The 26,964-nt window shown below is 63.2% G+C and carries 28 protein-coding genes; 18 read left to right on the plus strand and 10 right to left on the minus strand.

Annotated elements, in window-relative coordinates; all coding sequences use genetic code 11:
- Positions 1-62: 62 nt before the first annotated feature.
- From moaC to moaE, 3 genes are read left to right on the plus strand one after another with little or no spacing between them, the layout of a single operon-like run.
- Positions 63-542, plus strand: coding sequence for a cyclic pyranopterin monophosphate synthase MoaC (moaC, locus tag BLR94_RS13685; RefSeq protein ID WP_084306311.1), 480 nt, complete (start codon positions 63-65; stop codon positions 540-542).
- Positions 539-781 carry a MoaD/ThiS family protein gene (locus tag BLR94_RS13690; RefSeq protein WP_084306312.1) on the plus strand — a complete coding sequence of 81 codons (243 nt, stop codon included), beginning with the start codon at positions 539-541 and terminating at the stop codon, positions 779-781. Before moaC ends, BLR94_RS13690 begins: the two co-directional genes overlap by 4 nt.
- A gap of 1 nt (position 782) precedes the next feature.
- Positions 783-1,241: a molybdopterin synthase catalytic subunit MoaE gene (gene moaE, locus BLR94_RS13695; RefSeq protein ID WP_084306313.1), complete on the plus strand. Its 459-nt coding sequence runs from the start codon at positions 783-785 to the stop codon at positions 1,239-1,241.
- Positions 1,242-1,272: 31 nt separating this feature from the next.
- Here the strand turns inward: moaE and BLR94_RS27520 are convergent, their stop codons facing one another.
- Complete coding sequence (locus tag BLR94_RS27520) at positions 1,273-1,437, minus strand: hypothetical protein (RefSeq protein ID WP_013790147.1); 165 nt, start codon at positions 1,435-1,437, stop codon at positions 1,273-1,275.
- A gap of 362 nt (positions 1,438-1,799) precedes the next feature.
- Between BLR94_RS27520 and purT the strand changes: the two genes are divergently transcribed.
- Positions 1,800-2,981, plus strand: a complete 1,182-nt coding sequence (gene purT, locus BLR94_RS13700; RefSeq protein ID WP_084306314.1) for a formate-dependent phosphoribosylglycinamide formyltransferase — start codon at positions 1,800-1,802, stop codon at positions 2,979-2,981.
- A 292-nt stretch (positions 2,982-3,273) separates the two neighbouring features.
- Here purT and BLR94_RS13705 read toward each other — a convergent pair whose 3' ends face one another.
- The 8 genes from BLR94_RS13705 to BLR94_RS13740 all read right to left on the minus strand — a co-directional run bounded on the left by BLR94_RS13705 (position 3,274) and on the right by BLR94_RS13740 (position 12,897).
- Positions 3,274-4,521, minus strand: coding sequence for an HlyC/CorC family transporter (locus BLR94_RS13705; protein ID WP_084306315.1), 1,248 nt, complete (start codon positions 4,519-4,521; stop codon positions 3,274-3,276).
- A gap of 2 nt (positions 4,522-4,523) precedes the next feature.
- The gene (locus BLR94_RS13710; protein WP_084306316.1) at positions 4,524-5,324 is read right to left on the minus strand and encodes a cytochrome C assembly family protein; all 801 of its coding nucleotides are present in this window, start codon (positions 5,322-5,324) and stop codon (positions 4,524-4,526) included.
- A gap of 241 nt (positions 5,325-5,565) precedes the next feature.
- Positions 5,566-7,485, minus strand: a complete 1,920-nt coding sequence (locus tag BLR94_RS13715) for a S9 family peptidase (protein WP_208601347.1) — start codon at positions 7,483-7,485, stop codon at positions 5,566-5,568.
- Complete coding sequence (locus BLR94_RS13720; protein ID WP_084306318.1) at positions 7,482-8,495, minus strand: hypothetical protein; 1,014 nt, start codon at positions 8,493-8,495, stop codon at positions 7,482-7,484. Before BLR94_RS13720 ends, BLR94_RS13715 begins: the two co-directional genes overlap by 4 nt.
- Positions 8,495-8,731, minus strand: coding sequence for a thioredoxin family protein (locus tag BLR94_RS13725; protein WP_084306319.1), 237 nt, complete (start codon positions 8,729-8,731; stop codon positions 8,495-8,497). Before BLR94_RS13725 ends, BLR94_RS13720 begins: the two co-directional genes overlap by 1 nt.
- Positions 8,728-10,482 (minus strand): ABC transporter ATP-binding protein/permease, encoded by a 1,755-nt coding sequence (locus BLR94_RS13730; protein ID WP_084306320.1) that lies wholly within the window; start codon positions 10,480-10,482, stop codon positions 8,728-8,730. Before BLR94_RS13730 ends, BLR94_RS13725 begins: the two co-directional genes overlap by 4 nt.
- A 65-nt stretch (positions 10,483-10,547) precedes the next feature.
- Positions 10,548-11,525, minus strand: coding sequence for a TonB-dependent siderophore receptor (locus BLR94_RS13735; RefSeq protein WP_167359753.1), 978 nt, complete (start codon positions 11,523-11,525; stop codon positions 10,548-10,550).
- Positions 11,506-12,897, minus strand: coding sequence for a TonB-dependent siderophore receptor (locus tag BLR94_RS13740; protein ID WP_139207450.1), 1,392 nt, complete (start codon positions 12,895-12,897; stop codon positions 11,506-11,508). Before BLR94_RS13740 ends, BLR94_RS13735 begins: the two co-directional genes overlap by 20 nt.
- Positions 12,898-13,099: 202 nt before the next feature.
- On the opposite strand from BLR94_RS13740, the gene BLR94_RS13745 reads away from it, so the two are divergent.
- From BLR94_RS13745 to thrC, 11 genes are all read left to right on the plus strand, one after another.
- Entirely contained in the window at positions 13,100-14,521 is a 1,422-nt protein-coding gene (locus BLR94_RS13745) for an aminotransferase-like domain-containing protein (RefSeq protein ID WP_084306323.1), read from the plus strand.
- Between the two features lie 257 nt (positions 14,522-14,778).
- A complete protein-coding gene (gene ffh, locus BLR94_RS13750; protein WP_084306324.1) occupies positions 14,779-16,155 on the plus strand; it encodes a signal recognition particle protein in 1,377 nt (458 codons plus the stop codon).
- A gap of 178 nt (positions 16,156-16,333) precedes the next feature.
- The gene (rpsP, locus tag BLR94_RS13755) at positions 16,334-16,585 is read left to right on the plus strand and encodes a 30S ribosomal protein S16 (RefSeq protein WP_084306325.1); all 252 of its coding nucleotides are present in this window, start codon (positions 16,334-16,336) and stop codon (positions 16,583-16,585) included.
- Between the two features lie 7 nt (positions 16,586-16,592).
- Entirely contained in the window at positions 16,593-17,129 is a 537-nt protein-coding gene (gene rimM, locus BLR94_RS13760; RefSeq protein ID WP_084306326.1) for a ribosome maturation factor RimM, read from the plus strand.
- 4 nt (positions 17,130-17,133) lie between these two features.
- The gene (gene trmD / locus BLR94_RS13765) at positions 17,134-17,886 is read left to right on the plus strand and encodes a tRNA (guanosine(37)-N1)-methyltransferase TrmD (protein ID WP_084306327.1); all 753 of its coding nucleotides are present in this window, start codon (positions 17,134-17,136) and stop codon (positions 17,884-17,886) included.
- Positions 17,887-17,927: 41 nt separating this feature from the next.
- Positions 17,928-18,278: a 50S ribosomal protein L19 gene (gene rplS / locus BLR94_RS13770; RefSeq protein WP_042555422.1), complete on the plus strand. Its 351-nt coding sequence runs from the start codon at positions 17,928-17,930 to the stop codon at positions 18,276-18,278.
- Positions 18,279-18,536: 258 nt separating this feature from the next.
- Positions 18,537-18,944, plus strand: a complete 408-nt coding sequence (locus tag BLR94_RS13775; protein WP_084306328.1) for an acyl-CoA thioesterase — start codon at positions 18,537-18,539, stop codon at positions 18,942-18,944.
- Between the two features lie 52 nt (positions 18,945-18,996).
- Positions 18,997-19,893 carry a site-specific tyrosine recombinase XerD gene (gene xerD, locus BLR94_RS13780; protein WP_084306329.1) on the plus strand — a complete coding sequence of 299 codons (897 nt, stop codon included), beginning with the start codon at positions 18,997-18,999 and terminating at the stop codon, positions 19,891-19,893.
- 106 nt (positions 19,894-19,999) lie between these two features.
- The gene (locus BLR94_RS13785) at positions 20,000-20,725 is read left to right on the plus strand and encodes a DsbC family protein (protein WP_084306330.1); all 726 of its coding nucleotides are present in this window, start codon (positions 20,000-20,002) and stop codon (positions 20,723-20,725) included.
- A 99-nt stretch (positions 20,726-20,824) separates the two neighbouring features.
- Positions 20,825-22,129: a homoserine dehydrogenase gene (locus BLR94_RS13790; RefSeq protein ID WP_084306331.1), complete on the plus strand. Its 1,305-nt coding sequence runs from the start codon at positions 20,825-20,827 to the stop codon at positions 22,127-22,129.
- 173 nt (positions 22,130-22,302) lie between these two features.
- Entirely contained in the window at positions 22,303-23,712 is a 1,410-nt protein-coding gene (thrC, locus tag BLR94_RS13795) for a threonine synthase (RefSeq protein WP_084306332.1), read from the plus strand.
- 213 nt (positions 23,713-23,925) lie between these two features.
- On the opposite strand, the gene BLR94_RS13800 is transcribed toward thrC, so the two are convergent.
- A complete protein-coding gene (locus tag BLR94_RS13800) occupies positions 23,926-24,648 on the minus strand; it encodes an endonuclease (RefSeq protein WP_084306333.1) in 723 nt (240 codons plus the stop codon).
- 261 nt (positions 24,649-24,909) lie between these two features.
- Between BLR94_RS13800 and bacA the strand changes: the two genes are divergently transcribed.
- The 3 genes from bacA to BLR94_RS13815 all read left to right on the plus strand — a co-directional run bounded on the left by bacA (position 24,910) and on the right by BLR94_RS13815 (position 26,948).
- Positions 24,910-25,524: a biofilm formation regulator BacA gene (gene bacA / locus BLR94_RS13805; protein ID WP_084306334.1), complete on the plus strand. Its 615-nt coding sequence runs from the start codon at positions 24,910-24,912 to the stop codon at positions 25,522-25,524.
- Positions 25,525-25,536: 12 nt separating this feature from the next.
- Positions 25,537-26,232 carry a PspA/IM30 family protein gene (locus BLR94_RS13810; RefSeq protein WP_084306335.1) on the plus strand — a complete coding sequence of 232 codons (696 nt, stop codon included), beginning with the start codon at positions 25,537-25,539 and terminating at the stop codon, positions 26,230-26,232.
- An 89-nt stretch (positions 26,233-26,321) separates the two neighbouring features.
- The gene (locus BLR94_RS13815; protein WP_084306336.1) at positions 26,322-26,948 is read left to right on the plus strand and encodes an OB-fold-containig protein; all 627 of its coding nucleotides are present in this window, start codon (positions 26,322-26,324) and stop codon (positions 26,946-26,948) included.
- The last annotated feature ends 16 nt before the right edge of the window (positions 26,949-26,964 follow it).

Here is a 26,964-nt window from a genome sequence, read left to right on the forward strand (position 1 = left end):
GTGGGTTTGCAGGGGCGGTCGCTGGGCCTACAATTCCCGCCTCAGTGAATTGGAGATTGCCCGTGCTGACCCATCTCGACTCCCAGGGGCGCGCCAACATGGTGGACGTCAGCGACAAGGCAGCGACCGTTCGCGAAGCCGTGGCCGAGGCGCGCGTGCGCATGCGTGCCGAGACCTTGCAGATGATCGTCGATGGCGAACACCCCAAGGGCGACGTCTTCGCCGTGGCGCGTATCGCCGGTATCCAGGCGGCGAAGAAAACCTCGGATCTGATTCCGCTGTGCCACCCGCTGATGCTGACCAGCGTCAAGGTCGAGCTGCAGGCCGACGGCGTTGACGCCGTGCTGATTCGCGCGCGCTGCAAACTCAGCGGCCAGACCGGGGTGGAAATGGAAGCGCTCACCGCTGCCAGCGTCGCCGCGCTGACCCTCTACGACATGTGCAAGGCCGTGGACCGCGGCATGCTCATCGAGCAGGTGCGCCTGCTGGAGAAGGTCGGCGGCAAGAGCGGCCACTTCCTGGCGGATGAGGACGCGCGATGATCAGCGTGCAGTACTTCGCCCGTTATCGCGAAACCCTCGGCCTGGACACCGAGCAGCTGCAACCCGGCTTTGCCACCCTTGATGAGCTGCGTCAGCACCTGCTGGCGCGCGGTGGGGTGTGGGAAGTGCTCGCCGAGCGCGGACTGATGTGCGCGCGCAATGAAGAGCTCTGCGCGCTGAGCGAACCGCTGACCGATGGCGATGCGGTGGCGTTCTTCCCCACGGTTACCGGAGGCTGAGATGGGCATTCGCGTACAGCAGGTGGTTTTCGATCCGGGGCTGGAGACCAATGCCGTGCATGCGGCCAATACCGGTGTCGGTGCGGTGGCCTGTTTCGTGGGCTACGTACGTGATTTCAACGATGGCCGCGACGTGGCGGGGATGTTTCTCGAGCATTTCCCCGGCATGACGGAAAAGGCCCTGGTCGGTATCGAAGCCCAGGCGCGCGCGCGCTGGCCGTTGCTGGGCGTCGAGGTGATTCACCGGGTCGGTCGGCTGGAGCCGGGCGAGCCGATCGTCTTCGTCGGCGTGGCCAGTGCCCACCGGCAGGCGGCATTCCAGGCCTGCGAGTTCATCATGGACTACCTGAAGACCCAGGCGCCGTTCTGGAAGAAAGAGGACACCGCCGACGGCCCGCGCTGGGTCGAAGGACGGGAGAGCGACCAGGCATCCGCGCGGCGCTGGCAGGCCGGTGGCTGATCGGGGTCGCCCGGGTTGGAAACGGCACGCCTCAGCCGAATTCGATGAACACCTTGAAGAACAGCGGCGCGAACATCGACAGTGCGCCCAGGCCGGTCAGCCAGATGCCCCATTCCTGTTCGCGATTGTTGAAGCCGATTCCCAGCAGCAGAAAACCGCTGATCAACAGCACGATCATGATATGAAACGCGTCCATGGCGATGCCTCCTCTGCAAGCGTTACGTGCCAGGAGCCGCGCCACTGCGAGTGTCGACGATGCAGCGACGGCATCCACCTTGAGCGTAGTCGAGCCGTGACCTTGTCGCGTTGATCCACGGCAATTCGCGGGATCAATAATAGGCCACCCTTGCGCGCTCCAGCGCCTTGCGCTGCCTGGCCGTTCGACGGCATCGGAACCTGTCAGCAGATCTGCTGCGCAGCAGCCCTGGCCGGTTGAAAGCACGCTGAAACGCCAACAGACCCTAAAGGGCTGCGGGTTCTCGGCGATTTTGTTCGCGGTCGGCGCCGGCCGCGATTAAAATCGCCGCCTGAATTCTCCTGCTACCCAAGGATCCTGTTATGCCCCGTATCGGAACCCCCCTGTCGCCCAGCGCGACCCGTGTGTTGCTGTGTGGCTCGGGTGAGCTCGGCAAGGAAGTGGTGATCGAGCTGCAACGCCTCGGTGTCGAAGTCATCGCCGTCGACCGTTACGCCAACGCGCCGGCCATGCAGGTGGCGCATCGCAGCCACGTGATCAGCATGCTCGATGGCGCAGCGTTGCGCGCGGTGATCGAGCTGGAGAAGCCGCATTACATCGTGCCGGAGATCGAGGCGATCGCCACCGCCACCCTGGTCGAGCTGGAGAACGAGGGCTACACGGTGATCCCCAGCGCCCGTGCCGCGCAGTTGACCATGAACCGCGAAGGCATCCGCCGCCTGGCTGCCGAAGAGCTGGGGGTGCCGACTTCGCCGTATCAGTTCGCCGACTCCCTCGAGGAGTTCCAGGCGGCGGTCAGCGCCATCGGTTTCCCCTGCGTGGTCAAGCCGATCATGAGTTCCTCGGGCAAGGGCCAGTCGGTGCTCAAGGGCGCCGATGACGTGCAGAAAGCCTGGGATTACGCCCAGGCTGGCGGCCGTGCCGGCAAGGGCCGGGTGATCGTCGAAGGGTTCATCGACTTCGATTACGAAATCACCCTGCTGACCGTGCGCCATGTCGGTGGGACCACCTTCTGTGCGCCAGTCGGTCACCGCCAGGAGAAGGGCGACTACCAGGAGTCATGGCAGCCCCAGGCGATGAGCCCGGCCGCACGTGCCGAGGCCGAGCGCATTGCCCTGGCCGTGACCGGTTCCCTCGGTGGCCGTGGCCTGTTCGGCGTCGAACTGTTCGTCAAAGGCGATCAGGTGTGGTTCTGCGAAATCTCCCCGCGCCCCCATGACACCGGCCTGGTCACCCTGATCTCCCAGGATCTGTCGGAGTTCGCCCTGCATGCCCGGGCCATTCTCGGCTTGCCGATTCCGGCGATCCGTCAGTTCGGCCCGTCGGCCTCGGCGGTGATTCTGGTCGAGGGCGAGTCGCAGCAGGTCAGCTTCGGCAACCTGGGCGGCGCACTCAGCGAGCCGGATACCGCGCTGCGCCTGTTCGGCAAGCCTGAAGTCAGTGGTCAGCGCCGCATGGGCGTTGCCCTGGCCCGTGACGAATCGCTGGAAGCTGCACGCGCCAAGGCGCTTCGGTCGGCGCAAGCGGTCAAGGTCGAGCTGTAAAAGCCAGGGCTGTTAGCGCGGCAGACGCAAGGTGGGCAGCGCTCTTTTGTCCACCATTGCGATCGTAAAGCAGTGCACGGGGCGGGCCGCGCAGGTAAAGCGTCGTCCAGCCTTCATCTGTGTGGGAGGCAGATGATGTGGGAGCGCGCCATGCGCGCGAAATCGCGGGCGTGGCCCGCTCCCACAATGGATCGCACAACGCCAGTCCACCACTTCGCGATCGCGATGGTGGATGAGAAGAGCGTCATCCACCCGACTATAGCCAGTGGTAGCACCGCTATCGCTGGCTGCTTCACCTCTGCTGGGCCTCCCAGGCCCTTACCTCGAGAACCCGGCTGCCGCTGGCCTTGAGGATTTCCAGGCGGTAGCGGCCGACCTGCAGGCACACGGCGCTGTCCGGGATGTTCTCCAGTATCTCGGTCACCAGGCCATTGACGGTCTTCGGCCCGTCCACCGGCAGGCTCCAGCCCAGGCTGCGGTTCACTTCGCGCAGGTAAGCGCTGCCCTTGATCGACCAGGTGCCGTCCCCCAGGGGGTGGAATTCGCTCGGGTGAGCGGTCTCCACGGTGCTCAGGTCACCGACGATCTCTTCCAGAATGTCTTCCACGGTGACGATGCCCATGGCTTCGCCGTATTCGTCGACGACGATGCCGGTGCGGTACTTGTGCTGCTGGAAGTTCACCAATTGGGTGGCCAGGGTCGTCCCTTCCGGTACGAAATAGGGCGCGTCACAGGCCAGCAGCAAGCTGCTTTCGTTCAGTTCGCCACGGCCTGCCAGGCGCCGCATGTGCAGGATGCCCTCGGTCTGGTTGAGGCTGTCGCGGTACACCGGCAGGCGGGTATGTGAGGCATTGCGGATCTGTTCGGCCAATGGCGTGGCGCTGTGCAGGTCGATGCCGGTGACTTCGTGGCGGGGGATCATGATGTCGTCGACGTTGACCCGGTCCAGCTCGAGCACGCCCAGCAGCATCGCGCGTCGTTCGCTGGGCAGTGGCAGGTCATCGGCCTGCAGCGCGCCGCGCAGCTCGTCGAGGCTGAGGTCATCGTGCTGCTCAGGCGCCGGCTTGCCGATCCTGCTGCGCAGTGCCTGGCCGATGCTCAGCAGCAGCTCGGTCAGCGGCGACAGCGCGGCGCTGACCAGCGTCAGCGGGCGGCTCGCCGGGTAGGCGAACAGCGGCGCCGGGAGGATGGCCAGCATGCGTCCGAGGGGATGGGCCAGCATCAGGACGGCCAGGGTCAGCAAGAACGGCGAAATGGCCAGGGTGGCGGGACCCCTCTGGCCCAGCGCAAGCAGGGTGGCGGCCACCGAGGCGGCCATGGTGCTGCAGATGGTGCCGATGCGCAGGGTCGCGGACAGGCGTTGTGGGCGATCCAGCAGGCGGACCAGCCGGGCGGCGGCCCGATGGCCCTGACGGGCACGCAGGCGCAGCCGATAGCGATTGAGGTTGAACAGCACGGTGCGCGAGCAGATGAAGAACGTCGCGCTGCCCAGTAACAGGAGTAGCAGGGCCAGTTGTGGCAGGGGGGAGGGCGTGTCCACGGTCAGATGTGAAGGATGAATTCGCGAACCAGCTTGCTACCGAAGAATGCCAGCATCAGTAGGCAGAAACCGGCCAGCGTCCAGCGGATCGCCTTGTGCCCGCGCCAGCCAAGCTGGTGGCGACCCCACAGCAGCACGGCGAATACCACCCAGGCGAAGCAGGACAGGATGGTCTTGTGCACCAGATGCTGGGTGAACAGGTTGTCGATGAAGATCGCCCCGGACAGCAGCGACAGCGACAGCAGGGCCCAGCCGCACCACAGGAAGCCGAACAGCAGGCTTTCCATGGTCTGCAACGGCGGGAAGTTGCGGATCAGGCCGGAGGGGTGCTTGTGCTTGAGCTGATGATCCTGGACCAGCAGCAGCAGCGACTGGAACATGGCGATGGTCAGCATGCCGTAGGCCACGATCGACAGCAGGATGTGGGCGAGGATGCCGGGGCCTTCCTCGATCGGCTGGGTGGTGCCGCTGGGCATGAACTGGGCGCACAGCACCGTCAGGCCGCCCAGCGGGAAGAGGAACAGCAGCAGGTTGTCCACCGGCATGCGTTGGCTGGCCAGCAGGATCAGCGCGATCACCGTGAAGGCGATCAGGCTGGCGGTGTTGAAGAAGTCCAGGGTCAGGCCTGCACTGTTGTGCATCTGCATGAACAGACTGCCGCCATGGAAAAGCAGGGCGATCACGCCAAGAAGCACCAGCACCGCTTTACTGGGTGTGCTGCGACGGGTCAGGTGCAGGCCTTGGTAGCTGGCGGCGCCAAAATAGCAGATGGCTGCGGCGAGGCTGGGCAACAGAGGGTGCATAGATCCTGAATGACAAGGCCTGAGAGGCGCTGAGTGTGGCACAAAAGGCCACAGGCAAGAAAGGCCGCAGGCGGTGCCGTGCTCAAGCCCGTTCTGCGACCCAGACCTTCGCAGGGTTCGTGACGCTGCAGCGGAAGAAGCGATGCTTCGCTTCTGCCTCGCAAGTGGGGGGCGTTGAACGCTTAACTGACCGGCATTGGCCGCATAGTGAAGCGCACAGCGTACCCGTTAAAGCCCGAGTTTACCGGGGACCTGGGGCGGGCGCGTCCTCTGCCTCCTGCCGACCGCCAAGGTACAAAGCGAGGAAGCTTTCGCAGCGCTGGAAGAAATCGAGGCGATTGATTTCCCTGACGAAACCATGACCTTCATCGGGGTAGAGCACATAGGTTACGGCCGTGCCGTTGTCACGCAAGGCCTGTACCATCTGTTCCGATTCACTTTGCCTTACCCTCGGGTCGTTGGCGCCTTGAGCAATCAACAGTGGGCTGCGGATAGCTGTCGCGCGGTGCAGCGGAGAGCGGTCGTGAAGGTGGCGGCGACCGGCCTCGGTGCGCGGGTCGCCGATAGCGCGGTATTGCATGGCGCGTGCCGCTTCCCAGTAGGCTGGAATGGCGGCCAGCAGGGTTTCCAGATTGGATGGCCCGAACAGGTCGATGCCGCATGCGTAGCGGCCAGGGAAACGGCTCAGCGCAGAGAGCACGGCGTAACCCCCATAGCTGCCACCGAAGATCGCCAGACGTTTCGGGTCGGCGATGCCGCGGTCGATGGCCCACTGCACGGCGTCTTCCAGGTCTTCGTCCATCTTGCCGCCCCATTCGCCATCGGCGGCGTTGATGAAGGCCTTGCCGAACCCCGTCGAGCCACGGAAGTTGACGCTCAGAACGCCGTAGCCGCGGTTGGCCAGCCACTGGTGCAAAGCATTGAAGCCGAAACCGTCTCGCGCCCAGGGACCGCCGTGAACCAGCAGCACGAAAGGCAGAGGCCAGCGGCTGCTCAGTTCACCGCTGTCGGCTTCGCCGGGTAGGGTCAGGTAACTGACCATTTGCAGACCGTCGCGGGCGTGAAGCACCGTGGGTTGCAGACGGGCCAGTTGCACCTTGGCCAACTGTGGACGTAACTCCAGCAGTACGGTCAGCGAACGCTCGTCGCGCCGGTAGAGCCATGCACTGCCGGGGGTGGTGTCCGACGATGCCTGGATGAGCCACAGGCGATCGTCCAGGCTGCGGCTACCCAAGAACCACTGGCCGTCGATCCGACTGTCGAGGTAGTCAAGGTCGGGGCGGATTCTCTCGTCGAGCACCTTCAGGCGATAGCGCTCGTAGGTCACACCGTAGGCGAGCGGTCGGTAGTCGCCCGGATCATTGAGGGTGTTACCGATATCGGCGCGTGGATCGCTCGCCAGCAGGGTCTCGTGGCCGCTGTGCCAATCTATGGCGAATAGAGCAGCGGTGTCGCGGCCCTGGCTGTCACGCCAGTACAGCGTTCGCCCGTCGGCGCTGAAGTGGCTGGGGCCGCTGTTGCGTGCATCGTCTGGCGACAACTGGCGCCACGCCTGCCATTGCTGTCGAGCGTCGCGGCGCAGGTAGTCCATGCCACCATCCTCGCGGCTGCGTGCGGCCAGTTGTACCTGGTAGTGATCGTCGAGCAGGAAGCCGAAGAACCCTGGGTTTTCCTCCAGCAAGGTCATGTTCCCGTGCGCCAGCGACACCAGATATAGATCCGGGAAGCGCGGGTCGCGCGCGTTCCAGGTGATCACCATTTCGCCCGGCCGTTCCCGGCTGATGCTTTGCAGCGTCGCGCGGGCTCCCTTGAGCGGTGGAGTGAGATCCCGGCATGCGCCGCTGGCAGCATCGACGGCGAGCAGGCGCCAGTTCTCGTCGCCCTGATGATCCTGGGAGAACAACAGCACGCCCGGCATGTGGCTCCAACTGAAACTCTGGATGCCGCGTTGCCTGTCGTAGGTCAACTGCCGGCTCCGCTCGGGCGCTTCCAGCGGTGCGGCGTGGATGTTCATCACGCCGGTGATGTTCTCCAGCCAGGCCAGCCATTGCCCGTCGGGGCTTATGGCCATGCCGGCGCGTGCTGGGTTGGCGAACAACTGGTGGCGGGGTATCAGCGGCGTACGGATGGTGCCCATCGCTGGAGTAATCGAATCGCTCATGCTGCGCTCGCCTTCGGGGCCGACTGGAGCTGCGCGGTCAGGCTCGCGCGCAGACGGCTGTTATGGGGCCGGCGAAGGATGGGGTAGCGTTCCATGAAGTCCTGGTTCAAACGCAACCAGGATGTATTGTCCCGCTCCCATTGGCTGCGCAGTTCGGCCAGGCGTTCATCGCTGAAACGCCCGTCCGGCTCTTTTTCTTCGCGCTGTTTGAACCAGGCATAGCGCAGGGATTCGACGGCCATATCCTCGGTCGACCAGCCCTGCTCGACCTGCAGGCTCCTGACCACCAGCAATGTGCCATGTAGCAACAGGGCCGTGACCCAGGCAGATCCGTTGTCGGGGTCCGGTATCGGGCTGGCGTTGGCAAGCAGTTGCAGGAAGGCATCCTGGGTAGCGCAATACGGGTCGCCTTTGCTGATGGCGTCGAGTGCCTCCTGGCGCAGGCTGTGCCACTGTTGCGTGCTGGCGCCGTCGCGGGCCAATTGCAACCAGCGTTGGCGCAGGTCGTCGAGCGCCGGCTTCTGCAGCAAGGCCTGCCAGGGAGTCTGCTCGTCGGCCAGCCAGTCCTGCAGCAAGGTTGGGGCTACGTGCTCGAGGCGGGTACCTGGCTGGATCGCGCCCACCACCTCGCGGATGTCCGCCTCCAGGCTGAGGCCGGCGAAATGCAGGGCGCAGCCCAGGGAGGGCGGCAAGCCGGCCAGCCGCTGGAACACCTCGATGTTGGCGCTGTGTACCAGGGCGGCGCTCACCGTGCCCTGGCCTTCGAACCAGTAAGGAAAACGCGATTCGACGATCTGCCCGGCGGCGGCGTGGCGCAGCAGTCGTTCGAACAGGAAGGCTTTCAGCTCGGCGTCGCCATAAAAGGCGCCGCCCAGGCGGTCGTCGACTTCACCGGCGCTGCTTTCGGGGGCTCGCTCCGGTGTGGCGACACCGTGTCGGGCCAGCCAGTCACGCATCTGGGCAAAGCTCATCACCCCGGTGCGACGCGCCAGTTCCTGCCCGTCGCGCATCAGAACCAGCAGGGGATACCCCTGGCGGCGAATCGATCGCCCAGTTCGGGGTAGGCCTCGATATCAATCTTGGCGACTTTCAGGCGATCCTCATAGTGTTCGGCCAGGCGCTCGAGGTGAGGCGATAAGGTTCGGCAAGGCGCACACCAGTGGGCCCAGAAGTCCAGCAGCACGAGGTTGCCGGATAAGGTCGTTTGCAGCGTATCGGGGGTCAGTTGACTCATCTGGGAGGTCATATGGTATCTCGTTGTATCGAATGGAGGAGCCCGCCGGACGGGGCGTCAGGAAGGAGGGGGGCGGCGACAACCTCAAGGGTGTGGTCGTGGAAGGCCTCCAAGGTTTCGCGGTGCGCGACGCTGATCAGCGTGATGCCGGGCAGTTGCGCTAGCAGGGCCTCGTACAAGGTTTGCTCGGTCGCTGCATCTAGGGCGCTGGTAGCTTCGTCGAGGAACAGGTAGTCGGGCTTGTGCAACAGTGCGCGGGCTACCGCGAGGCGTTGCTGCTCACCGCCGGACAGGTGCTGTTGCCAGTGGACGTTGGCGTCCAGCTGGTCGGCCAGCTCGGGCAGTTGCACAACCCGTAGCGCCACGCGGCAGGTTGCATCGTCGAATGAGTCGGCTGCGGCGGGGTAGCACAACGCTGCCTTGAGGCGGTCATGGGGGATGTAGCTGCGTTGCGGCAGGAACATCAGCTTTGCGTGCCGGGGCAGACGAACCGTGCCTTGGCCGTAGGGCCAGATGCCGGCGATCGCCCTGAGCAGTGTGCTCTTGCCCGCGCCGGAAGGGCCGCGGATCAGCCAGCGCTCTCCCGCGCCGATGCGCAGCGCCGGGATCGCCGAGATCACCTCGCCATCGGGTCGCTCGAGGCGCAGCGAGGTGGTGTCCAGACCGTCCTGTGGCGCCTCCAGCACCTCGAGGCTGCGCGTCGGCTGTTCGCTGCGATGGATCGCGGATGAAAGGTCGCGCAGGCGGTTGCCGACCGCCAGCCATTCGGCGAAACCCACATAGGCCTGGGTGAAGAATGACAGGCTTTGATAGACCGAGTTGAAAGCCCCGGTGATACGCGTTACGTCACCCAGGCTGATGGCCCCGGATAGGTAGCGCGGCAGCGCGCCCAGAGTCGGCAGGATGGAGCCGGTCTGCACGTAGATGTCGCGGGCCAGCATCATCTTGCAGGTGCGCACGATGATGTCGCGCCAGTTGCCCTTGACGTCGCTGAAGCTGTCCAGCAGCCGCTGGCATTCGCGCGGGCCCGCGTTGTAGAAGGCAATCTGCTCCGCATTTTCGCGCAGTTGCATGCCGCGGTAGCGGAAGTTCGCCTCCACGCTCTGACGGCGGTTGAACAGCCCGATCAGTTGCCGTCCTGCATAGTGCGAGACCAGCAGGCTGCCCAGAGCATAGGCGAAGGCCAGGTAGACCATGTAGCCGGTGATGGCGAAGTCCTGTCCGGCGACACTGAACTCCAGGGTGCCGGACAGGTGCCAGAGCACGACGCTGAAGGTGATAGTGGTGACCACCACCCGCACGGTTCCCAGTGACAGGGTCAGGGTGAGTTGGATGAAGGTTTCGATATCCTCGGCGATACGCTGGTCGGGGTTGTCGACCAGCCCGTCGCGCTCGATGGCATAGAAGGCTTGCCGTTGCGTCCAGGCCTCGATGAACCAGCGGGTCATCCAGCTGCGCCACTGGTAGCGCAGCATCTCGGAGATCAGGTAGGCCGAGAGCAGGGACACGCCGATCGCCAGCAGGCTCACGGCCAGCGAGGTCAGCAGCACTTGCCACAGTCCCTCCCATTCACGCTTGACCATGGCATCGACCACCTCGCCGTCGAGTTGGTTCGACCACACGGCGACGTAGACCGCGCTGAACATGAGCGCCAGTTGCGTGGCCAGGAGCAGCCAGCCCTTCCAGCTGTCACGCGAGACCCAGTAGGGAATGATCAGTTGCCAGGCGCTGGGGCGACGCGTGCCGGGAGGTAGAGAATGCATTCAGTTTCCACAACGCCTTGGGATGACGGGAAGCGCCGTCGAATGCGGCACCGCATGACCGCGACTCAAAGGCTCTTGTTCAAGGTCAGGGTGAGGGTTCGGCCATCCAGGATGGGGACGTAAATAGTGGAGCTGGAATAGCCGTACAGTTCGCGGTCGAAGAGGTTCTTCACGCCCAGCCGTGCGGACCAGTCGGGGGCGCTGTAGAACACCCCGGCATCCACCCGGGCAGCGCCCGGCAGGGTCTGCTCGTCATTGCTGGTGCCCAGGCGGGTTCCGCTGTACGCGCTGACGCCCAGGGACACGCCGAAGCCTTTCAGCGGTACCGACTGGAAGGCGTAGTTCGACCACAGATTGGCCTGGTGGCGCGGCTGTGCGGCCGGCAGATTGCTCGGGTCGCCGCGGTCTTTGGAGCTGGTGTAGGTGTAGCTGGCGATGACATCCAGGCCTGGCAGTAGACGGCCGGTCAGTTCGGTTTCGAAACCTTTCAGTTGTTGTGCCTGGCGCGGCTGGTAGCAGGCCCGCGCACCGTTGTATTCCAGGCGGTTGGACTGTTCCAGCTGGAATGCGGCAGTGGTCCAGGACAGGGCATTGTCACTGCTGTTGAGTTTGACGCCCACTTCCTTGTTGACGGTTTCCATGGGCGGAAAGCTGTTGCCGCCGGCGCAGTTCGCCACTGCGGGGAACTGTGGCAGGAACCCTTCGGAGTAGCTGGCGTACAGCGCTGCATTGGCCGTCAGGTTATAGACCAGACCGGCATTGTAGCTGGTGCTGTCAAGCGATTGGGCTGGCACTATACGGGTGCTGTTGAACTGCGGGTAATAGGTGCTGCTCTGATCCTGCTGGTATTCGCTGCGGCGCACGCCCAGCAGGATGCTCCAGTCATCGATGCTGATCAGATCCTGGGCAAACCAGGCTCTCTGTTCGCTCGAGCCGTCGTAGTCCGAGTAGTGCGTGCGGCTGTCGCGCGGCAATTTGGGAAAGTCGAATTGTCCTGGCGCATAGACCGGAACCGCGAGACTGTCACCGGAGTAGCTGGTCATGTCGTAGCTGGTCTGGCTGTGATTGAAGCCCGTGGACAATGTATGGGCGAACGATCCGGTTTCGAAGGTGAAGCGCAGGTAGATCGCCGGCCGTGGTACGCGAATCGGAGACATTGTTGGAGCTCGATATCGACATGATCATGTCGGCCGTGCTTCTCGGGAACTGTGTCAGGTACTGGCTGAGATCCTGGTGGCTGAGCGTGCGTTGCATCCGGCTGACCAGAGTCAGCCAGGGAGCGAAGGCGTGCTCGAGGCTGTAGAAGAAGGCTTCGCTACGAACCTCGATACCGTCGTCGACCCGGCCCAGGCGCATATCGGGTTCCGGCTGGATGCCGTCGAGGGCGAAGGTATAGCGGTTGGGCGGCAGGTATTGCTCGTCGTAGGAAAGCCCGACGTTGAAATCGGTAGCGTCGTCTTTCCAGCGCAGTTGGCCCATCAGGTAATCGCTTTCCCGGCCATTGAAACCGGCATCGTTATGATCGGCGTGGGCCTTGGCCGCAATCAGGCGAGCGCTCAGACGCTTGTCCTCGCTCAAGGCGCCACTGAGGTCGAGGGCGAGGCCTTTATCCTGGTGCGAACCATACTGCAGCGAGACATCGCGTACGGTCTCCGCGGTGGGTTTCTTCAGCACGATGTTGACGCCACCGCCCAGGGAGTCGCCGCCGGAAAGGATCGCCTGCGGCCCTTTGAGCACTTCGATGCGCTCCACGCCGGCGATATTGGTGCTGGTGGCTGAGGGATTGTTGATGCCATTGCTTAGCGTGCTGGTCTGGGAGAAACCGCGGATCGTGTAAGAAGGCAGACCCTGGGCGCTTTCCCGGGTGATGACCCCGGCGACGTTCTGCAGCACGTCCTGCACGCTCTGCGCCTGCTGCGTCTCGATTACCTTGGCGGTGATGACCGAGACCGCCTGGGGCACGTCGAGCAGGTCGGCGCCGCTGCGCGTGGACGTTTCCGAACGCGAGGCCTTGAAGCCGGTTTCCCCTTCGCCGCGGGCGGCAACCACCGTTAGCGCGCCCAGGCGTGGTTCGAATACCGCCAGTTCGCCGTTGGCCATGAGCTGCACATTCAGCGCGGAGGCGGCGATGGCCTGCCGCACGGCGTCCAGGGCGCTGAGGCTGCCATTCAGGGCCGGCGCCTGCAGATCCTGGACTTCACGCGTCTCGAAGCGTACCGCCGTGCCGGTGGCCCGGGCGATTTCCTTGAGGCTGCTGGCCAGTGGGCCGGCTGGGATGGACAGCGCATGGAGGCCAGGGGCGACCGCCTGATCGGCAGCCTGGGCTTGCGTACCGTGAGTGATCGCCGCAGCCAGAACCGTTAGTATCGTTTTGCTGCGGACATTGACCACACATCGCCGAATTGTACCGAACACTTCTAGCTCCTCCTGGTGGTGGCTCCAGTGATCCGGTTGCCTTTTCCGATGGTTAGTAGGGATTTTCTCGGCACAAGTATATTTAATTGTTCGGTACAATTTAAATATTCCATACAGAATTAATGAGCATAATCATATGCTTTAATTGCCAGTACAATTCAGCTAGCATCAGCCGAACAGTTAACGGTATAGGAGGGCCCCCATGAGCATCCGCCCCGGCGATGGCGAGCAGCCCGCGAGCTCCCTGATCGATCAGGTTTGCCAGGCCCTGATCGAGCGCATCCATGGTGGCGAGTTGTCGCTGGGCGCGCGCCTGCCGTCACTACGCAAGTACGCCGCCGAGCGTGGGGTCAGCGTCGACACCGTGCTGCGTGCCTACGACAAGCTGGTCGGGCTGGGCTATCTGGAGTCGCGCCGGGGTTCGGGTTTCTACGTGAAGCGCAGCAAGCCGCAGCGTCAGCAGAAGACCGACTGGGGCGGGATCAATAGTCTGGGCGAGCCCTGGAGTGCCTTGTTGACCCGTGAGGTGGCGCAATCCGAGAGCCCTGGGGACGGCTCCCTGTTACAGGCCTGGATGGACGAGGGCGCTCTGGGCGATGCCCTGCGTGGGATGCGCAAGCTGACGAGCGAGGATTTCGCCAACCACATCAGTCCGCGCGGTCATGCACCGTTGCGGCAGACCTTGCAGCGCAACCTGGCGAGAGTCGGCATCCATGCGCAAACCTCGCAGATCGTCACTACCAACGGCGCTACCGATGCCTTCCATCTAGCGGTCTGGGCGAATTTCTTTCCGCGCGACTACGTTATCGTCGAGGCGCCTGGTCACTTTCTGCATGTGCAGCGCCTGCTGGCCAGTGGTCTCGAAATACTCCGGGTGCCGCGCCTGGCTGACGGGCCGGATCTTGAGGTGTTGCGCGGGCTGTGCGAGAAGCACAGCCCGCGCGCCTTCGTCTGCAGTTCCCTGTTGCAGAATCCTACCTCCAGCAGCCTGTCGCCCTACAAGGCCCACCAGATCGTCAAGATAGCCGAGGAGTTCGACCTGCTGCTGATCGACGACGACACCTATGGCGACTTGCTGCCCTCGTCGGCCCTGGGCCACGTCGCACGCCTTGGGGCACTGGATCAGTTGCAGCGGGTGATCCACATCGGCAGCTTTTCCAAGACGCTGTCGCCGGGATTGCGCAGCGGCTACCTGGCCGCCAGCGCTCAGCAGGTCGAACGCATTCTGCTCTACAAGTCGGTCGGCGCCATCCACGGCCCGGTGCTGACCGAGTGGGCCGTCCATCAATTGTTGGCAACTCCTGCCTACCATGCGCACTGCGAGCGCCTGAAGGCTCGCCTGGATGAGGCGCGCGAACCGCTGGTGCAGCGCCTGCGGGCCTTGGGCTGCCGTTTGAAAAACCCTGGAGCCGGCATGTACCTTTGGGCGGAGCTAGGGGGTGATCGGGATGCTGATGGCATTGCTCGTGCCCTGGCTGCCAAGGGGCTGCAGATGGCGCCTGGCTCATTGTTCTGCAGGTTCCCACCTTTCGCCTCTCACCTGCGTTTCAATGTGTCCACGACCCAGGCGCGCCACCTGGAGCTGTTGGCCAGGTGTCTTGATGATCGTGCCGCGGGTTCTTGATCGAGGTTCGCAAAGCTTGGGTCGGGGCTGCCATCCTTGATCGCCCCCTTTTCGCCCGCTTTTTATTGGCTATGTTCCTGCTGGTTGTTGCATGCCCGGTGAAGCGGATTGTGCTAACAGCCCGTAACGGGCATGGTCTTTCTTGCAGGATGGCCATGGCGCGTTGCCCTGTGGTGTCGGCATTGTAGCGACTTCGCTATAATCCGCCGCCTGTCGCATGCCTGGCCTGGTCCGGGCCGCACTTCAAAGGAACGCGCATGTTCGAAAATCTAACAGATCGCCTCTCGCAGACCCTGCGTAGCGTCACTGGCAAGGCCAAGCTCACCGAAGACAATATCAAGGACACCCTGCGTGAAGTGCGCATGGCGCTGCTCGAGGCCGACGTGGCGCTGCCCGTGGTCAAGGACTTCGTCGGCCGGGTCAAGGACCGTGCGGTCGGCACCGAGGTGTCGAAGAGCCTCACCCCTGGCCAGGCCTTCGTGAAGATCGTGCGTTTGGAGCTGGAAAGCCTCATGGGTGCGGCCAACGAAGACCTCGACCTGAGTACCACGCCGCCAGCCGTCGTGCTGATGGCCGGTCTGCAGGGCGCGGGCAAGACCACTACCGTCGGCAAGCTGGCGCGCCTGCTCAAGGAGCGCAAGAAGAAAAGCGTGATGGTGGTGTCTGCGGACGTCTACCGGCCGGCGGCGATCAAGCAGCTGGAAACCCTGGCGGGTGACATCGGCGTGACATTCTTCCCGTCCGATATCACCCAGAAGCCGGTGGCCATCGCCGAAGCGGCGATCCGCGAGGCCAGGCTCAAGTACATCGATGTGGTGCTGGTGGATACCGCCGGTCGCCTGGCCATCGACGCCGAGATGATGGCCGAGATCCAGGCGCTGCACGCGGCGGTCAAGCCGGTGGAGACCCTGTTCGTGGTCGACGCCATGACCGGCCAGGACGCCGCCAACACCGCCAAGGCCTTCAACGACGCACTGCCCCTCACCGGTGTGGTGCTCACCAAGGTCGACGGCGATGCCCGTGGCGGTGCCGCACTGTCGGTCCGCGCGATCACCGGCAAGCCGATCAAGTTCATCGGTATGGGCGAGAAGAGCGAAGCGCTCGAGCCCTTCCACCCCGAGCGGATCGCCTCGCGCATCCTTGGCATGGGCGACGTGCTCAGCCTCATCGAGCAGGCCGAGCAGACCCTCGATCGCGACAAGGCCGAGAAGCTCACCAAGAAGCTCAAGAAGGGCAAGGGCTTCGATCTGGAAGATTTCCGTGACCAGCTCGTGCAGATGAAGAGCATGGGGGGGCTCGGCGGCCTGATGGACAAGCTGCCGCAGATGGGCGGCGTCAACCTGTCGCAGATGGGCGGTGCCCAGGGCGCAGCGGAGAAGCAGTTCAAGCAGATGGAGGCGATCATCAACTCCATGACGCCTGCCGAACGTCGCGATCCCGAGATCATCAGCGGTTCGCGCAAGCGCCGCATCGCCATCGGCTCCGGCACCCAGGTGCAGGACATCGGCCGCTTGATCAAGCAGCACAAGCAGATGCAGAAGATGATGAAGAAATTCAGCGCCAAGGGCGGCATGGCCAAGATGATGCGCGGCATGGGCAGCATGATGCCGGGCGGCGGTATGCCGAAGTTCTAGGGGCTGCAAGCCCCAGGCGTCGAGCCGCAGGAAAGCCGGGTCTCCGGCATTCTGCTTTTACTTGTGGCTTGTGGCTTGTGGCTTGCCGCTTTTGCTCATAGAATATGCGGCCTTTCGGGCCCAGGCCCATTTTTAAATGTGTGCCTCAAGTTAGCACCGACTATAGGAACGATGTTCAATGGTAACCATTCGTCTCGCTCGCGGCGGCTCCAAAAAGCGCCCTTTCTACCACCTGACCGTGACCAACAGCCGCAATGCGCGCGACGGTCGCTTCGTTGAGCGTATCGGTTTCTTCAACCCGATCGCTTCGGGTGCCGAAGTCAAGCTGTCCGTGAATCAAGAGCGCGCTACCTACTGGCTCGGCCAGGGCGCACAGCCGTCTGAGCGCGTTGCTCAGCTGCTGAAAGAAGCTGCCAAGGCTGCTGCCTAAGCACTTTATGAGCACGACGCCGGCTCCCGCCGAGGATCTGATGGTTCTTGGCAAGATTGTCTCGGTGCATGGCGTCAAGGGTGAGGTGAAGGTGTTTTCCTTTACCGATCCACTGGATAACGTGCTCGATTACCCTCGCTGGACGCTGCGGCGCGATGGCGAGGTGAAGCAGGTTGAACTGGCTGGTGGACGCTTGCAGGGCAAGGTTCTGGTCGCCAGGCTGAAAGGGCTCGATGATCGTGAAGTGGCGCGTACCTACGCCGGCTTCGAGATCTGCGTTCCCCGCAGCCTGCTGCCTGAGCTGGAAGACGGCGAGTTCTACTGGTATCAGCTGATAGGTCTGAAGGTCATCGATCAGGCGGGGCAGTTGCTCGGCAGGATCGATCATCTGTTCGAGACCGGTGCCAACGATGTGATGGTGGTCAAGCCGTGCATCGACAGCCTCGATGATCGTGAGCGCCTGTTGCCATATACGCAGCAGTGCGTGTTGTCGATCAGCCTCGAGGCTGGCGAGATGCGGGTCGACTGGGATGCGGACTTCTGACGCCATGCCGAGCCTGCGCGTCGATGTCATCACGCTGTTCCCGGAAATGTTCGCCGCCATCGGCGATTACGGCATTACCAGCCGTGCGGTGAGGCAGGAGCTGTTGCAGCTGACCTGCTGGAACCCACGCAGTTACACCATGGATCGTCATCACACCGTTGACGACCGCCCCTTCGGTGGTGGTCCAGGCATGGTGATGAAGATCAAGCCGCTCGAAGATGCCTTGGCCGATGCCAGGCAGGCCAGCGGCGGTCAGGCGAAGGTGATCTACCTTTCGCCGCAAGGCCGCCCGCTGACACAAGCGGCGGTACGCGAGCTGGCGAAGGAGGAGCGTTTGATCCTCATCGCCGGCCGCTACGAGGGCGTCGACGAGCGTTTCATCGAAACGCATGTCGACGAGGAATGGTCGATCGGCGACTACGTCCTGTCCGGCGGTGAGCTGCCGGCCATGGTGCTGATCGATGCGGTAACGCGCCTTTTGCCTGGTGCATTGGGTCATGCAGATTCGGCCGAGGAAGACTCCTTCACGGATGGCTTGCTCGACTGCCCGCATTACACCCGTCCGGAGGTGTATGCGGATAAACGTGTTCCTGAGGTGCTGCTTGGCGGCAACCATGAACACATCCGGCGCTGGCGTTTGCAGCAGTCCCTGGGACGCACCTGGGAACGCCGTGCCGATCTTCTGGATAGCCGCTCGCTTTCTGGAGAAGAGAACAAGCTGCTGGAGGAATACATCCGCCAGCGCGACGATAACTAAATATCGATGGCCGGCCTGACGGCCCGTCTTAGGAGCGCAGCATGACCAACAAGATCATTCAGCAACTCGAAGCTGAGCAGATGAGCAAAGAGATCCCGACCTTTGCCCCGGGCGACACCGTAATCGTCCAGGTAAAAGTGAAGGAAGGTGACCGTCAGCGTCTGCAGGCGTTCGAAGGTGTGGTAATCGCCAAGCGTAACCGCGGTCTGAACAGCGCCTTCACCGTGCGCAAGATCTCCAGCGGCGTAGGCGTTGAGCGTACTTTCCAGACTTACAGCCCGCTGGTCGACAGCCTGTCCGTCAAGCGTCGTGGTGACGTTCGCAAGGCCAAGCTGTACTACCTCCGCGACCTGTCCGGCAAGGCAGCACGCATCAAGGAGAAGCTGGCTTAAGCCACGCTTGCTCTCGAAAAAAAGCAGCCCTTGGCTGCTTTTTTCGTTTCTGGCGTTTGTTGAAGTGGCAGCAACGAGGCGCTAGCAGCCGTAGGGTGGATGACGCTCTTTTCATCCACCATCGCGATCTCAGAGCGGTGGACGGATGAAGCGTCGTCCACCCTACAAATGACTGCTTCCGCCTTGTAGAGGCCTTTCCTATTAGGTGCGATTTTCGTATCCAATATGCACACCAACGTTGTGAGCAGGTTCTGAGTGATGACCCCAAGAGAGCAGGAAATTCAACGGCGTACCGAGCTTTCCGAAACCCGTGTGGCCAAGGCGGTGTTTCCGCCGACCACCAATCATCACAACACCCTGTTTGGCGGCACGGCCATGGCGTGGATGGACGAGGTGTCGTTCATCGCCGCCACCCGCTTCTGCCGGCTGCCGCTGGTCACGGTGTCTTCCGACCGGATCGACTTCAGCCATCCGATTCCGGCCGGTACCATCGTCGAGCTGGTCGGGCGCGTCAGCGCGGTCGGCAACACCAGCATGAAGGTGCAGGTCGACGTGTTCGTCGAGGACATGTACGGCGCCCGTCGCGAGCTCGCCATCCGTGGTGCCTTCAGCTTCGTGGCGATGGGCGAGGATGGCAAGCCGGTGCCGGTGCTCCCGGATTTCTGATCGTGCGCGTGCCATCGGCACCGTCAAACCGTCGCTGTTCCAGAGGTAACCGATGTCCGCAGTCGACCATCCGCTGATCGAGCGTTTCATCGAGACGCTGTGGCTGGAGAAAGGCCTGTCCGTGCACACCCGCTCGGCCTACCGCAGCGACCTGGCGTTGCTCAACGGCTGGCTGCAGCGGCGTGGCGTCGAGTTGCCGTCGGTCGGTCGTGAGGTGCTGCTCGATCACCTGGCCTGGCGCATGAACGAGGGCTACAAGGCGCGTTCCACGGCGCGACTGATTTCCGGGATGCGCGGGTTTTATCGATTTCTGCTGCGCGAGGGGGTGATCGAAACCGATCCTACCCTGCAGGTGGACATGCCGCAGCTCGGTCGTCCCTTGCCCAAGTCGCTGTCCGAGGCGGATGTCGAGGCGCTGCTGGCGGCTCCCGACCTGGATGACCCCATCGGGTTGCGTGATCGCGCCATGCTCGAGGTGCTGTATGCCTGCGGGCTGCGGGTCAGCGAGCTGATCGGCCTGACCCTCGAGCAGGTCAATCTGCGCCAGGGCGTGCTGAGGGTGTTCGGCAAGGGCAGCAAGGAGCGCCTGGTGCCCATGGGCGAGGAGGCGATCGGCTGGGTCGAGCGTTATTGTCGCGAGGCACGGCCGATGCTGCTCGGCGGGCGACCGGGCGACGTGCTGTTTCCCAGCCTGCGTGGCGAGCAGATGACCCGGCAGACCTTTTGGCACCGCATCAAGCATCAGGCCAGGGTGGCCGGCATCGCCAAGTCGTTGTCGCCACATACCCTGCGGCATGCCTTCGCCACCCATCTGCTCAACCACGGTGCGGATTTGCGCGTAGTGCAGATGCTGCTCGGGCACAGTGATCTGTCCACCACGCAGATCTATACCCACGTGGCACGGGCTCGCTTGCAGGCCTTGCACGCGCAGCACCATCCGCGGGGATGAGGCGGCCGCGGCAGTTGGCGCTGTGCGTGCTGCCCTGCGGCCCGCCCCTGTGGTTGTGATAACCTTCGTCCTTTCCCCGTCACCCCGTCGCTCGATAGGAGTATTCATGCGTGTGACCCGCATTTTCGCGGCCATGGCCCTTGGTCTGGTCAGTACCCTTGGCCAGGCTGCCGATCCGGATCAGACGATCCGCAAGAACCTGCTGTCTATCCAGCCCGACCTGCCGATCGAAGCCATTGCCGAAAGCCCGATGCCCGGCGTCTACCAGGTGCAGCTCAAGGGCGGCCGCCAGCTGTATGCCAGCGCCGACGGGCAGTTCGTCATGCAGGGTTACCTGTTCCAGTTCAAGGACGGGCAGGCCATCAACCTGACCGAGGCTGAAGAGAGCCGCGCCATCGCCAAGCAGATCAACGCCATTCCCGCCAAGGACATGGTGGTGTTCGCGCCCAAACAGCCGAAAGCCCATATCACCGTGTTCACCGACACCGATTGTGGCTATTGCCAGAAGCTGCACAGTGAAGTGGCCGAGCTCAACAAGCAGGGTATCGAAGTGCGTTACCTGGCTTTCCCGCGGCAGGGGCTGGGCAGCAAGGGAGCCCGGGATCTGGCCAGCGTCTGGTGCTCGAAGGACCGCCAGGCAGCGATGAATCAGGCCAAGGCGCGGCAGTCGGTGGCCGAGGCCACCTGCGACAACCCGGTGGCCGAGCAGTACAAGCTCGGGCAGATGATCGGGGTCAATGGCACGCCGGCGATCATTCTGGAAAACGGCAAGATGATCCCCGGCTATCAGCCCGCCGCGCAGCTGGCGAAACTGGCGCTGGAAGCCAAGTAGCCGATTGACTATCCATTGGCCGCTTCGTAATGTGCGGCTCTTTTTCCACGGCCAGAGCCTGCTCTGGCCGTCTTATGCAGTGCAGCTGGGGAGTCAAGTGTGAAACCGGTCAAAGTAGGCATCTGTGGGCTGGGTACCGTCGGGGGCGGTACCGTCAATGTGCTCAAGCGCAACGCCGAAGAAATCGCGCGGCGTGCCGGGCGCGGCATCGAGGTGGCGCAGATCGCCACCCGTACACCGAAGCCCCAGTACCAGACGACCGGCGTGAGCATTACCGACGATGTCTTCGCGGTGGCCAGCAACCCAGAGATCGACATCGTCGTGGAGCTGATCGGCGGCTACAGTATCGCCCGTGAGCTGGTGCTCAAGGCCATCGACAGCGGCAAGCACGTGGTCACCGCCAACAAGGCGCTGATCGCCGTGCATGGCAACGAGATCTTTGCCCGCGCCCGCGAGAAGGGCGTGATCGTCGCCTTCGAAGCGGCGGTGGCCGGTGGCATCCCGGTCATCAAGGCGATTCGCGAAGGCCTGGCGGCCAACCGTATCAACTGGCTGGCGGGGATCATCAACGGTACCGGCAACTTCATTCTCAGTGAAATGCGCGAGAAGGGCCGCGCCTTTGAGGATGTATTGGCCGAGGCGCAGGCGCTGGGGTATGCCGAAGCCGATCCGACCTTCGATGTCGAGGGTATCGACGCGGCCCACAAGCTGACCATTCTGGCGTCCATCGCGTTCGGTATCCCGCTGCAGTTCGACAAGGCCTACACCGAAGGCATCACCAGGCTGACCACCGCCGACGTCAACTATGCCGAGGCGCTGGGCTACCGCATCAAGCACCTGGGCGTGGCACGCCGTACCGACGCCGGTATCGAGCTACGCGTGCATCCGACGCTGATTCCGGCCGACCGCCTGATCGCCAACGTCAATGGCGTGATGAACGCGGTGATGGTCAATGGCGACGCCGCGGGCAGCACGCTGTTCTACGGCGCTGGCGCTGGCATGGAGGCGACCGCCTCGGCGGTGGTGGCGGACCTGGTGGACGTGGTGCGTGCCCTGACCACCGATCCGACCAACCGCGTACCGCACCTGGCTTTCCAGCCGGATTCGCTGTCGGACCATCCGATCCTGCCGATCACGGATTGCGAAAGCGCCTATTACCTGCGCATACAGGCCAAGGATCGTCCTGGTGTACTCGCCCAGGTGGCGAGCATCCTGTCGGAGCGTGGCATCAACATCGAATCGATCATGCAGAAAGAAGTCGAAGAGCAGGATGGCCTGGTGCCGATGATCCTGGTCACTCATCGCGTTGCCGAGCAACGCATGAACGATGCCATTTCGGCACTTGAAGCGCTGACCGACGTGGTCGGCAGCGTCGTGCGCATCCGCGTCGAACAACTGAACTGAGGGCAGCCCAGGCTGCACGCGGCAGAGAAGGCCTCTGGTCCACTGCCGGCTTGATCAACCGAACTTGAACACCGCAGCAGGGGAGAAGCGACAGGCCGCGAGCAAAGGCACTTGTGCTTTTGCGTGGTGCTTGAAGCTTGAAGCTTGCCGCTCGAACCGAAGGTTTGCAGACAATGCGTTATATCAGCACTCGCGGCCAGGCACCGGCCCTGAATTTCGAAGATGTTCTGCTGGCCGGCCTGGCCACTGACGGCGGCCTCTACGTGCCGGAGAACCTGCCGCGCTTCACCCAGGAGGAAATCGCTTCCTGGGCGGGCCTGCCGTATCACGAGTTGGCGTTCCGGGTGATGCGCCCGTTCGTGGCGGGGAGCATCGCGGATGCGGATTTCAAGAAAATTCTCGAAGACACCTATGGGGTGTTCGAGCATGCCGCTGTCGCACCGCTGCGCCAGTTGAACGGCAACGAGTGGGTGCTCGAGCTGTTCCACGGCCCGACCCTGGCGTTCAAGGATTTCGCCTTGCAACTGCTCGGGCGCCTGCTCGACCACGTGTTGGCCAAGCGCAACGAGCGCGTGGTGATCATGGGCGCCACCTCTGGTGACACCGGTTCCGCGGCCATCGAGGGCTGCAAGGCCTGCGACAATGTCGACATCTTCATCATGCACCCGCACAACCGGGTGTCCGACGTGCAGCGTCGGCAGATGACCACCATCCTCGGCGATAACATCCACAATATCGCCATCGAGGGCAACTTCGACGATTGCCAGGAAATGGTCAAGGCCAGCTTCGCCGACCAGGGCTTCCTCAAGGGCACGCGCCTGGTGGCGGTCAACTCGATCAACTGGGCGCGGATCATGGCCCAGATCGTCTACTATTTTCACGCGGCCCTGCAGCTCGGTGGCCCGGCGCGTTCGGTGGCCTTCTCGGTGCCGACCGGCAACTTCGGCGATATCTTCGCCGGCTACCTGGCGCGCAACATGGGCTTGCCGATCAGCCAATTGATCGTCGCCACCAACCGCAACGACATCCTGCATCGCTTCATGAGCGGCAACGGCTATGCCAAGGGCGATCTGTACCCGACGCTGTCGCCGTCGATGGACATCATGGTGTCGTCGAACTTCGAGCGCTTGCTGTTCGACCTGCACGGTCGCAACGGCCCGTCGATCGCCGCGTTGATGGCCGAGTTCCGCCAGACCGGCGGGTTCACCGTCGAGGACGACCGCTGGACCGAGGCCCGCAAGCTGTTCGATTCGCTTGCCGTTAGCGACGAGCAGACTTGCGCGACCATTGCCGAGGTGTACGCCGCCACTGGCGAACTGCTCGATCCGCACACCGCCATCGGCGTGCATGCCGGCCGCGAATGCCGACGCAGCCTGTCGGTGCCGATGGTGGTGCTGGGTACCGCGCATCCGGTCAAGTTCCCGGAAGCCATCGAAAGGTCCGCGGTGGAGCTGTCGCCGGCGCTGCCGGCGCACCTGGCCGATCTGTTCGAGCGCGACGAGCGCTGTACCGTACTGGCCAACGACCTGAAGGCAGTGCAGGCATTCGTGGCTGCCCACGGTAATCGCGGCAAGCCGCTTTAAGCGATAACGCTGCAAGGCGAAAGGCCGGCCACCTGGTGGTGCCGGCCTTTCGTGTTTTCAGGGGCGTGTCGACTGACTGCTGTGGGAGCGGGCGATGCCCACGATTCGCGCGCATGGCGCGCTCCCACGAAAGCGGGGTCTGTAGCTTTCAGGTCGTAGGTTGGGCTTTAGCCCGCCAAGCCAAGGCCCGCTTTGCCTAATCGCCGCCAGACCCTACCGCCGATTGACGGCAGCAATCGGCGACTGCTGGCACAAGCGCTTGTCCAGCTGGCCGACGTAGGGGTTTGCCCAGCCCATGACGCACCCCATCAGCTGATTGCGCTGGCGCTCCCATTGCTGCGCCGGGTAGGTCTTGTTCCAGGCAGTGAACAGTTGGCGATTCTGTCTCGACAGCCTGAGTTTGTAGCGGTCGCTCATGTACAGGTAGGTGCGCGCGATCATGCCGCGTACCTCCTTGCGCGGCATCACCTTGCGGGCCTTGAAGTCGACCACCGTCGCGCAGGCGCCGTACTGGCTGGGTGCCTGGGGCAGCCAGCCGAAGTCGTAGTTGCTGCGATCGCCGTTGACCTCGCCGATCGCCGGTACCAGGTTGTGCAGGTCGGCTTCGGCGCGGCGAAACACGCTGTCGTTCTTGCTGCAGTTCTTGCGACCGCCATGCTGCCAGCACTGGCGCTGGTGGCCGATCTGCCAGGCTGGCACGATGTGTTCCCACTCGATCCGGGCGGCCCTGTTGGCATTCTTGCGCGGGGTGTAACCGCAGCTCTTCAGGTCGACGCGGTTGCCACTGAAACTGCAGCCGCAGTAGAACTCCACTGATTGACGCTCGTAGAGCTTCCAGCCGATTTTCTTGGCCTGGCTGAAGGTTTGCGGCGGTGCGGCGGAGATTGGCGTGGAGAGGATGAAGCAGAGCAGGGCGAGGAGGCTGCGGGACGACATGCGGCTTTCCGAAAAAGTGGCGAATCATACCGGTTCGCCGCCGGATGCCAAGGCTAGCCAATTGATGGCGCAGTGGTTGCGTCCTGGCTTTCGCGCAACTGCGAAAGGGTCGGCGGATTTTTCTTCGGGGAGTCGGTTTAATCGCCGGGATTTCTCCCGCACCATCCACTCCTCCGCATGATTCCCGCTCCGATCGACGTCCTGGAAATAATTACATGTGATGAATTGATGTGTCACATGTAATGTTCTAGTCTGCACGTCATGGAAAACAAATCGTCAGCTCATTACCAGCGTCTGTTTCGCCAGCGTCTGCGCGAACAGGGTCTGGTGAAAAAGGAAGTCTGGATACTGCCCGAGCATGCCCAGCGGCTCTCGGCGGTCGAACGGAAACTGCGCCAGCCCCAGTCGGAGCTGGCTTCAATGGAGGAGGGGCCGAGCATGCCTCAGGTTTGGACTGCACAAACGTTGTTCGATGCGCTGTCAGGGGCAGAGCCGTTTGCTGATGGCCGCGCTGCCATCGAGCTGATTCAGGGTGCCGATGCCAGTTTGCACGTGACCATGAAGGATTATGGCGACCTGCCGCTGTTCATCGCAGTATTCGGTGATCAGATCATCGTCGAGGCGCTGCTCTGGCCCGCCAGTGACGTGCGCGATACTGCCGCTTTCAACGAGGAAGTGCTGCGTAGCCACAAGCTCTTCCCGCTCTCCAGCGTCGGCCTGGAAACCCTGCCCGACGGGCAGGCCTGCTACACCATGTTCGGTGCGTTGAGTGCCTCGTCGATCCTGCCCAACGTGGTGCTGGAGATCGAAACCCTGGCAGACAACGTCATCAAGGCGACCGAAGCCTACGAAGACTTCCTCAAGGCCAGTGCATAAGGAGAAACGCTGATGAACGTCTGGAGCAAATTGCTGACGGCGCTGCGTGGCGGTGCCAACGAATTGGGTGAGACGCTGGTCGATGGGCAGGCGTTGCGCATTCTCGATCAGGAAATCCGCGACGCCGATATCGAGCTGCGCAAATCCAAGGAAGCCCTGGCCGAGATCATGGCCAAGCAGAAGCTGGCCGCCGAGCGTGCCGGTAAATCGGCAGCCAAGGTCACCGAGTACGAGCAGTACGCGCTCAAGGCCCTGGAAGCAGGCAATGAGACGCTGGCCGGCGAAGTGGCCGGCAAGATCGCCAACCTGGAAATCGAACTGGCCAGCGATCGTGAACAGGCTGATGGCTATGCCGCCAGCGTGGCGCAGTTGCGCAAGGCGGTGACTCAGGCCGAAGCCAACATCAAACGCCTGAAACAGCAGGTGGACACGGTCAAGGCGACCGAAAGCGTGCAGAAGGCACAGATGGCCGTGGCTCAGCGCTACGGTGGTTCCCAGGCCAAGCTGCACACCGCGGTCGAGTCGCTGGAGCGCATCAAGCAGCAGCAGGCCGAACGTGCCGCCAGGATGGAAGCCGCGGCCGAGCTGGCCGAAGCGTCCAACCCGGATGACTCGCTGGATGCCAAGCTGCGTGCGGCGGGTATCGTCGCCGACAAGACCAGTGCCGACAGCGTGCTGGCGCGTCTCAAGGACAAGGCCAAGCCCTGATTCATCGGGCCAGCCACGACAGGTGGCTGTGGTACGTCATGAATGGTGGAGCCAACAGGCTCTGCCATGTTTTTCAGGGATAGGAAATCATGGAAATCTTCCTGCAGGTCTCGCTGGCTTTCCCTACCGTCATCTTCAGCTTCCTGCTGTGTCTGGCGGTGGTGTACTGGGTCATCGTCGCGTTTGGCCTGATCGAGATCGACGTGCTCGACGTCGAAGCCGACTCCGCACTGGAAGGCCCGGCTGCGGCACTCCTGTCCAAGCTCAAGCTGCGTGACGTACCGCTCACCCTGGTGCTGACCCTGCTGTTCTTCTTCGCCTGGTTCATCAGCTACTTCGTCGACCTCTGGGGGCTTGGCCTGTTGCCACTGGAGTGGCTGCGCTACCCCCTGGGCGCGCTGGTGGCAGTGGCCGCGTTGTTTCTTGCCGTGCCGCCGACGCGCCTGCTGTGCGCGCCGCTGCGCCCGCTGTTCCTCAAACTGGAAGTGACCAGCAGCAAGAGCGTGCTCGGTCAGACCGCCGTGGTGCGCAGTGGCCGGGTGACCGCCAGCCATGGCGAGGCCATGCTCGAAGACGGTGGTGCCGGGCTCATCCTGCGGGTTCGGGCCGACGAGCAGCTGGGCTTCAAGCGTGGCGACCGTGTCGTGTTACTGGAATACCTGGAAGCGCAGCATGCTTACCGGGTGATTACTGAAGAAGAGTTCCGGGGTATCTGAGAACCTGATCAAAGTC

Origin of the sequence: Phytopseudomonas flavescens, from assembly GCF_900100535.1 — a bacterium.
In the GTDB taxonomy this organism is placed as follows: Bacteria; Pseudomonadota; Gammaproteobacteria; order Pseudomonadales; family Pseudomonadaceae; genus Aquipseudomonas; species Aquipseudomonas flavescens.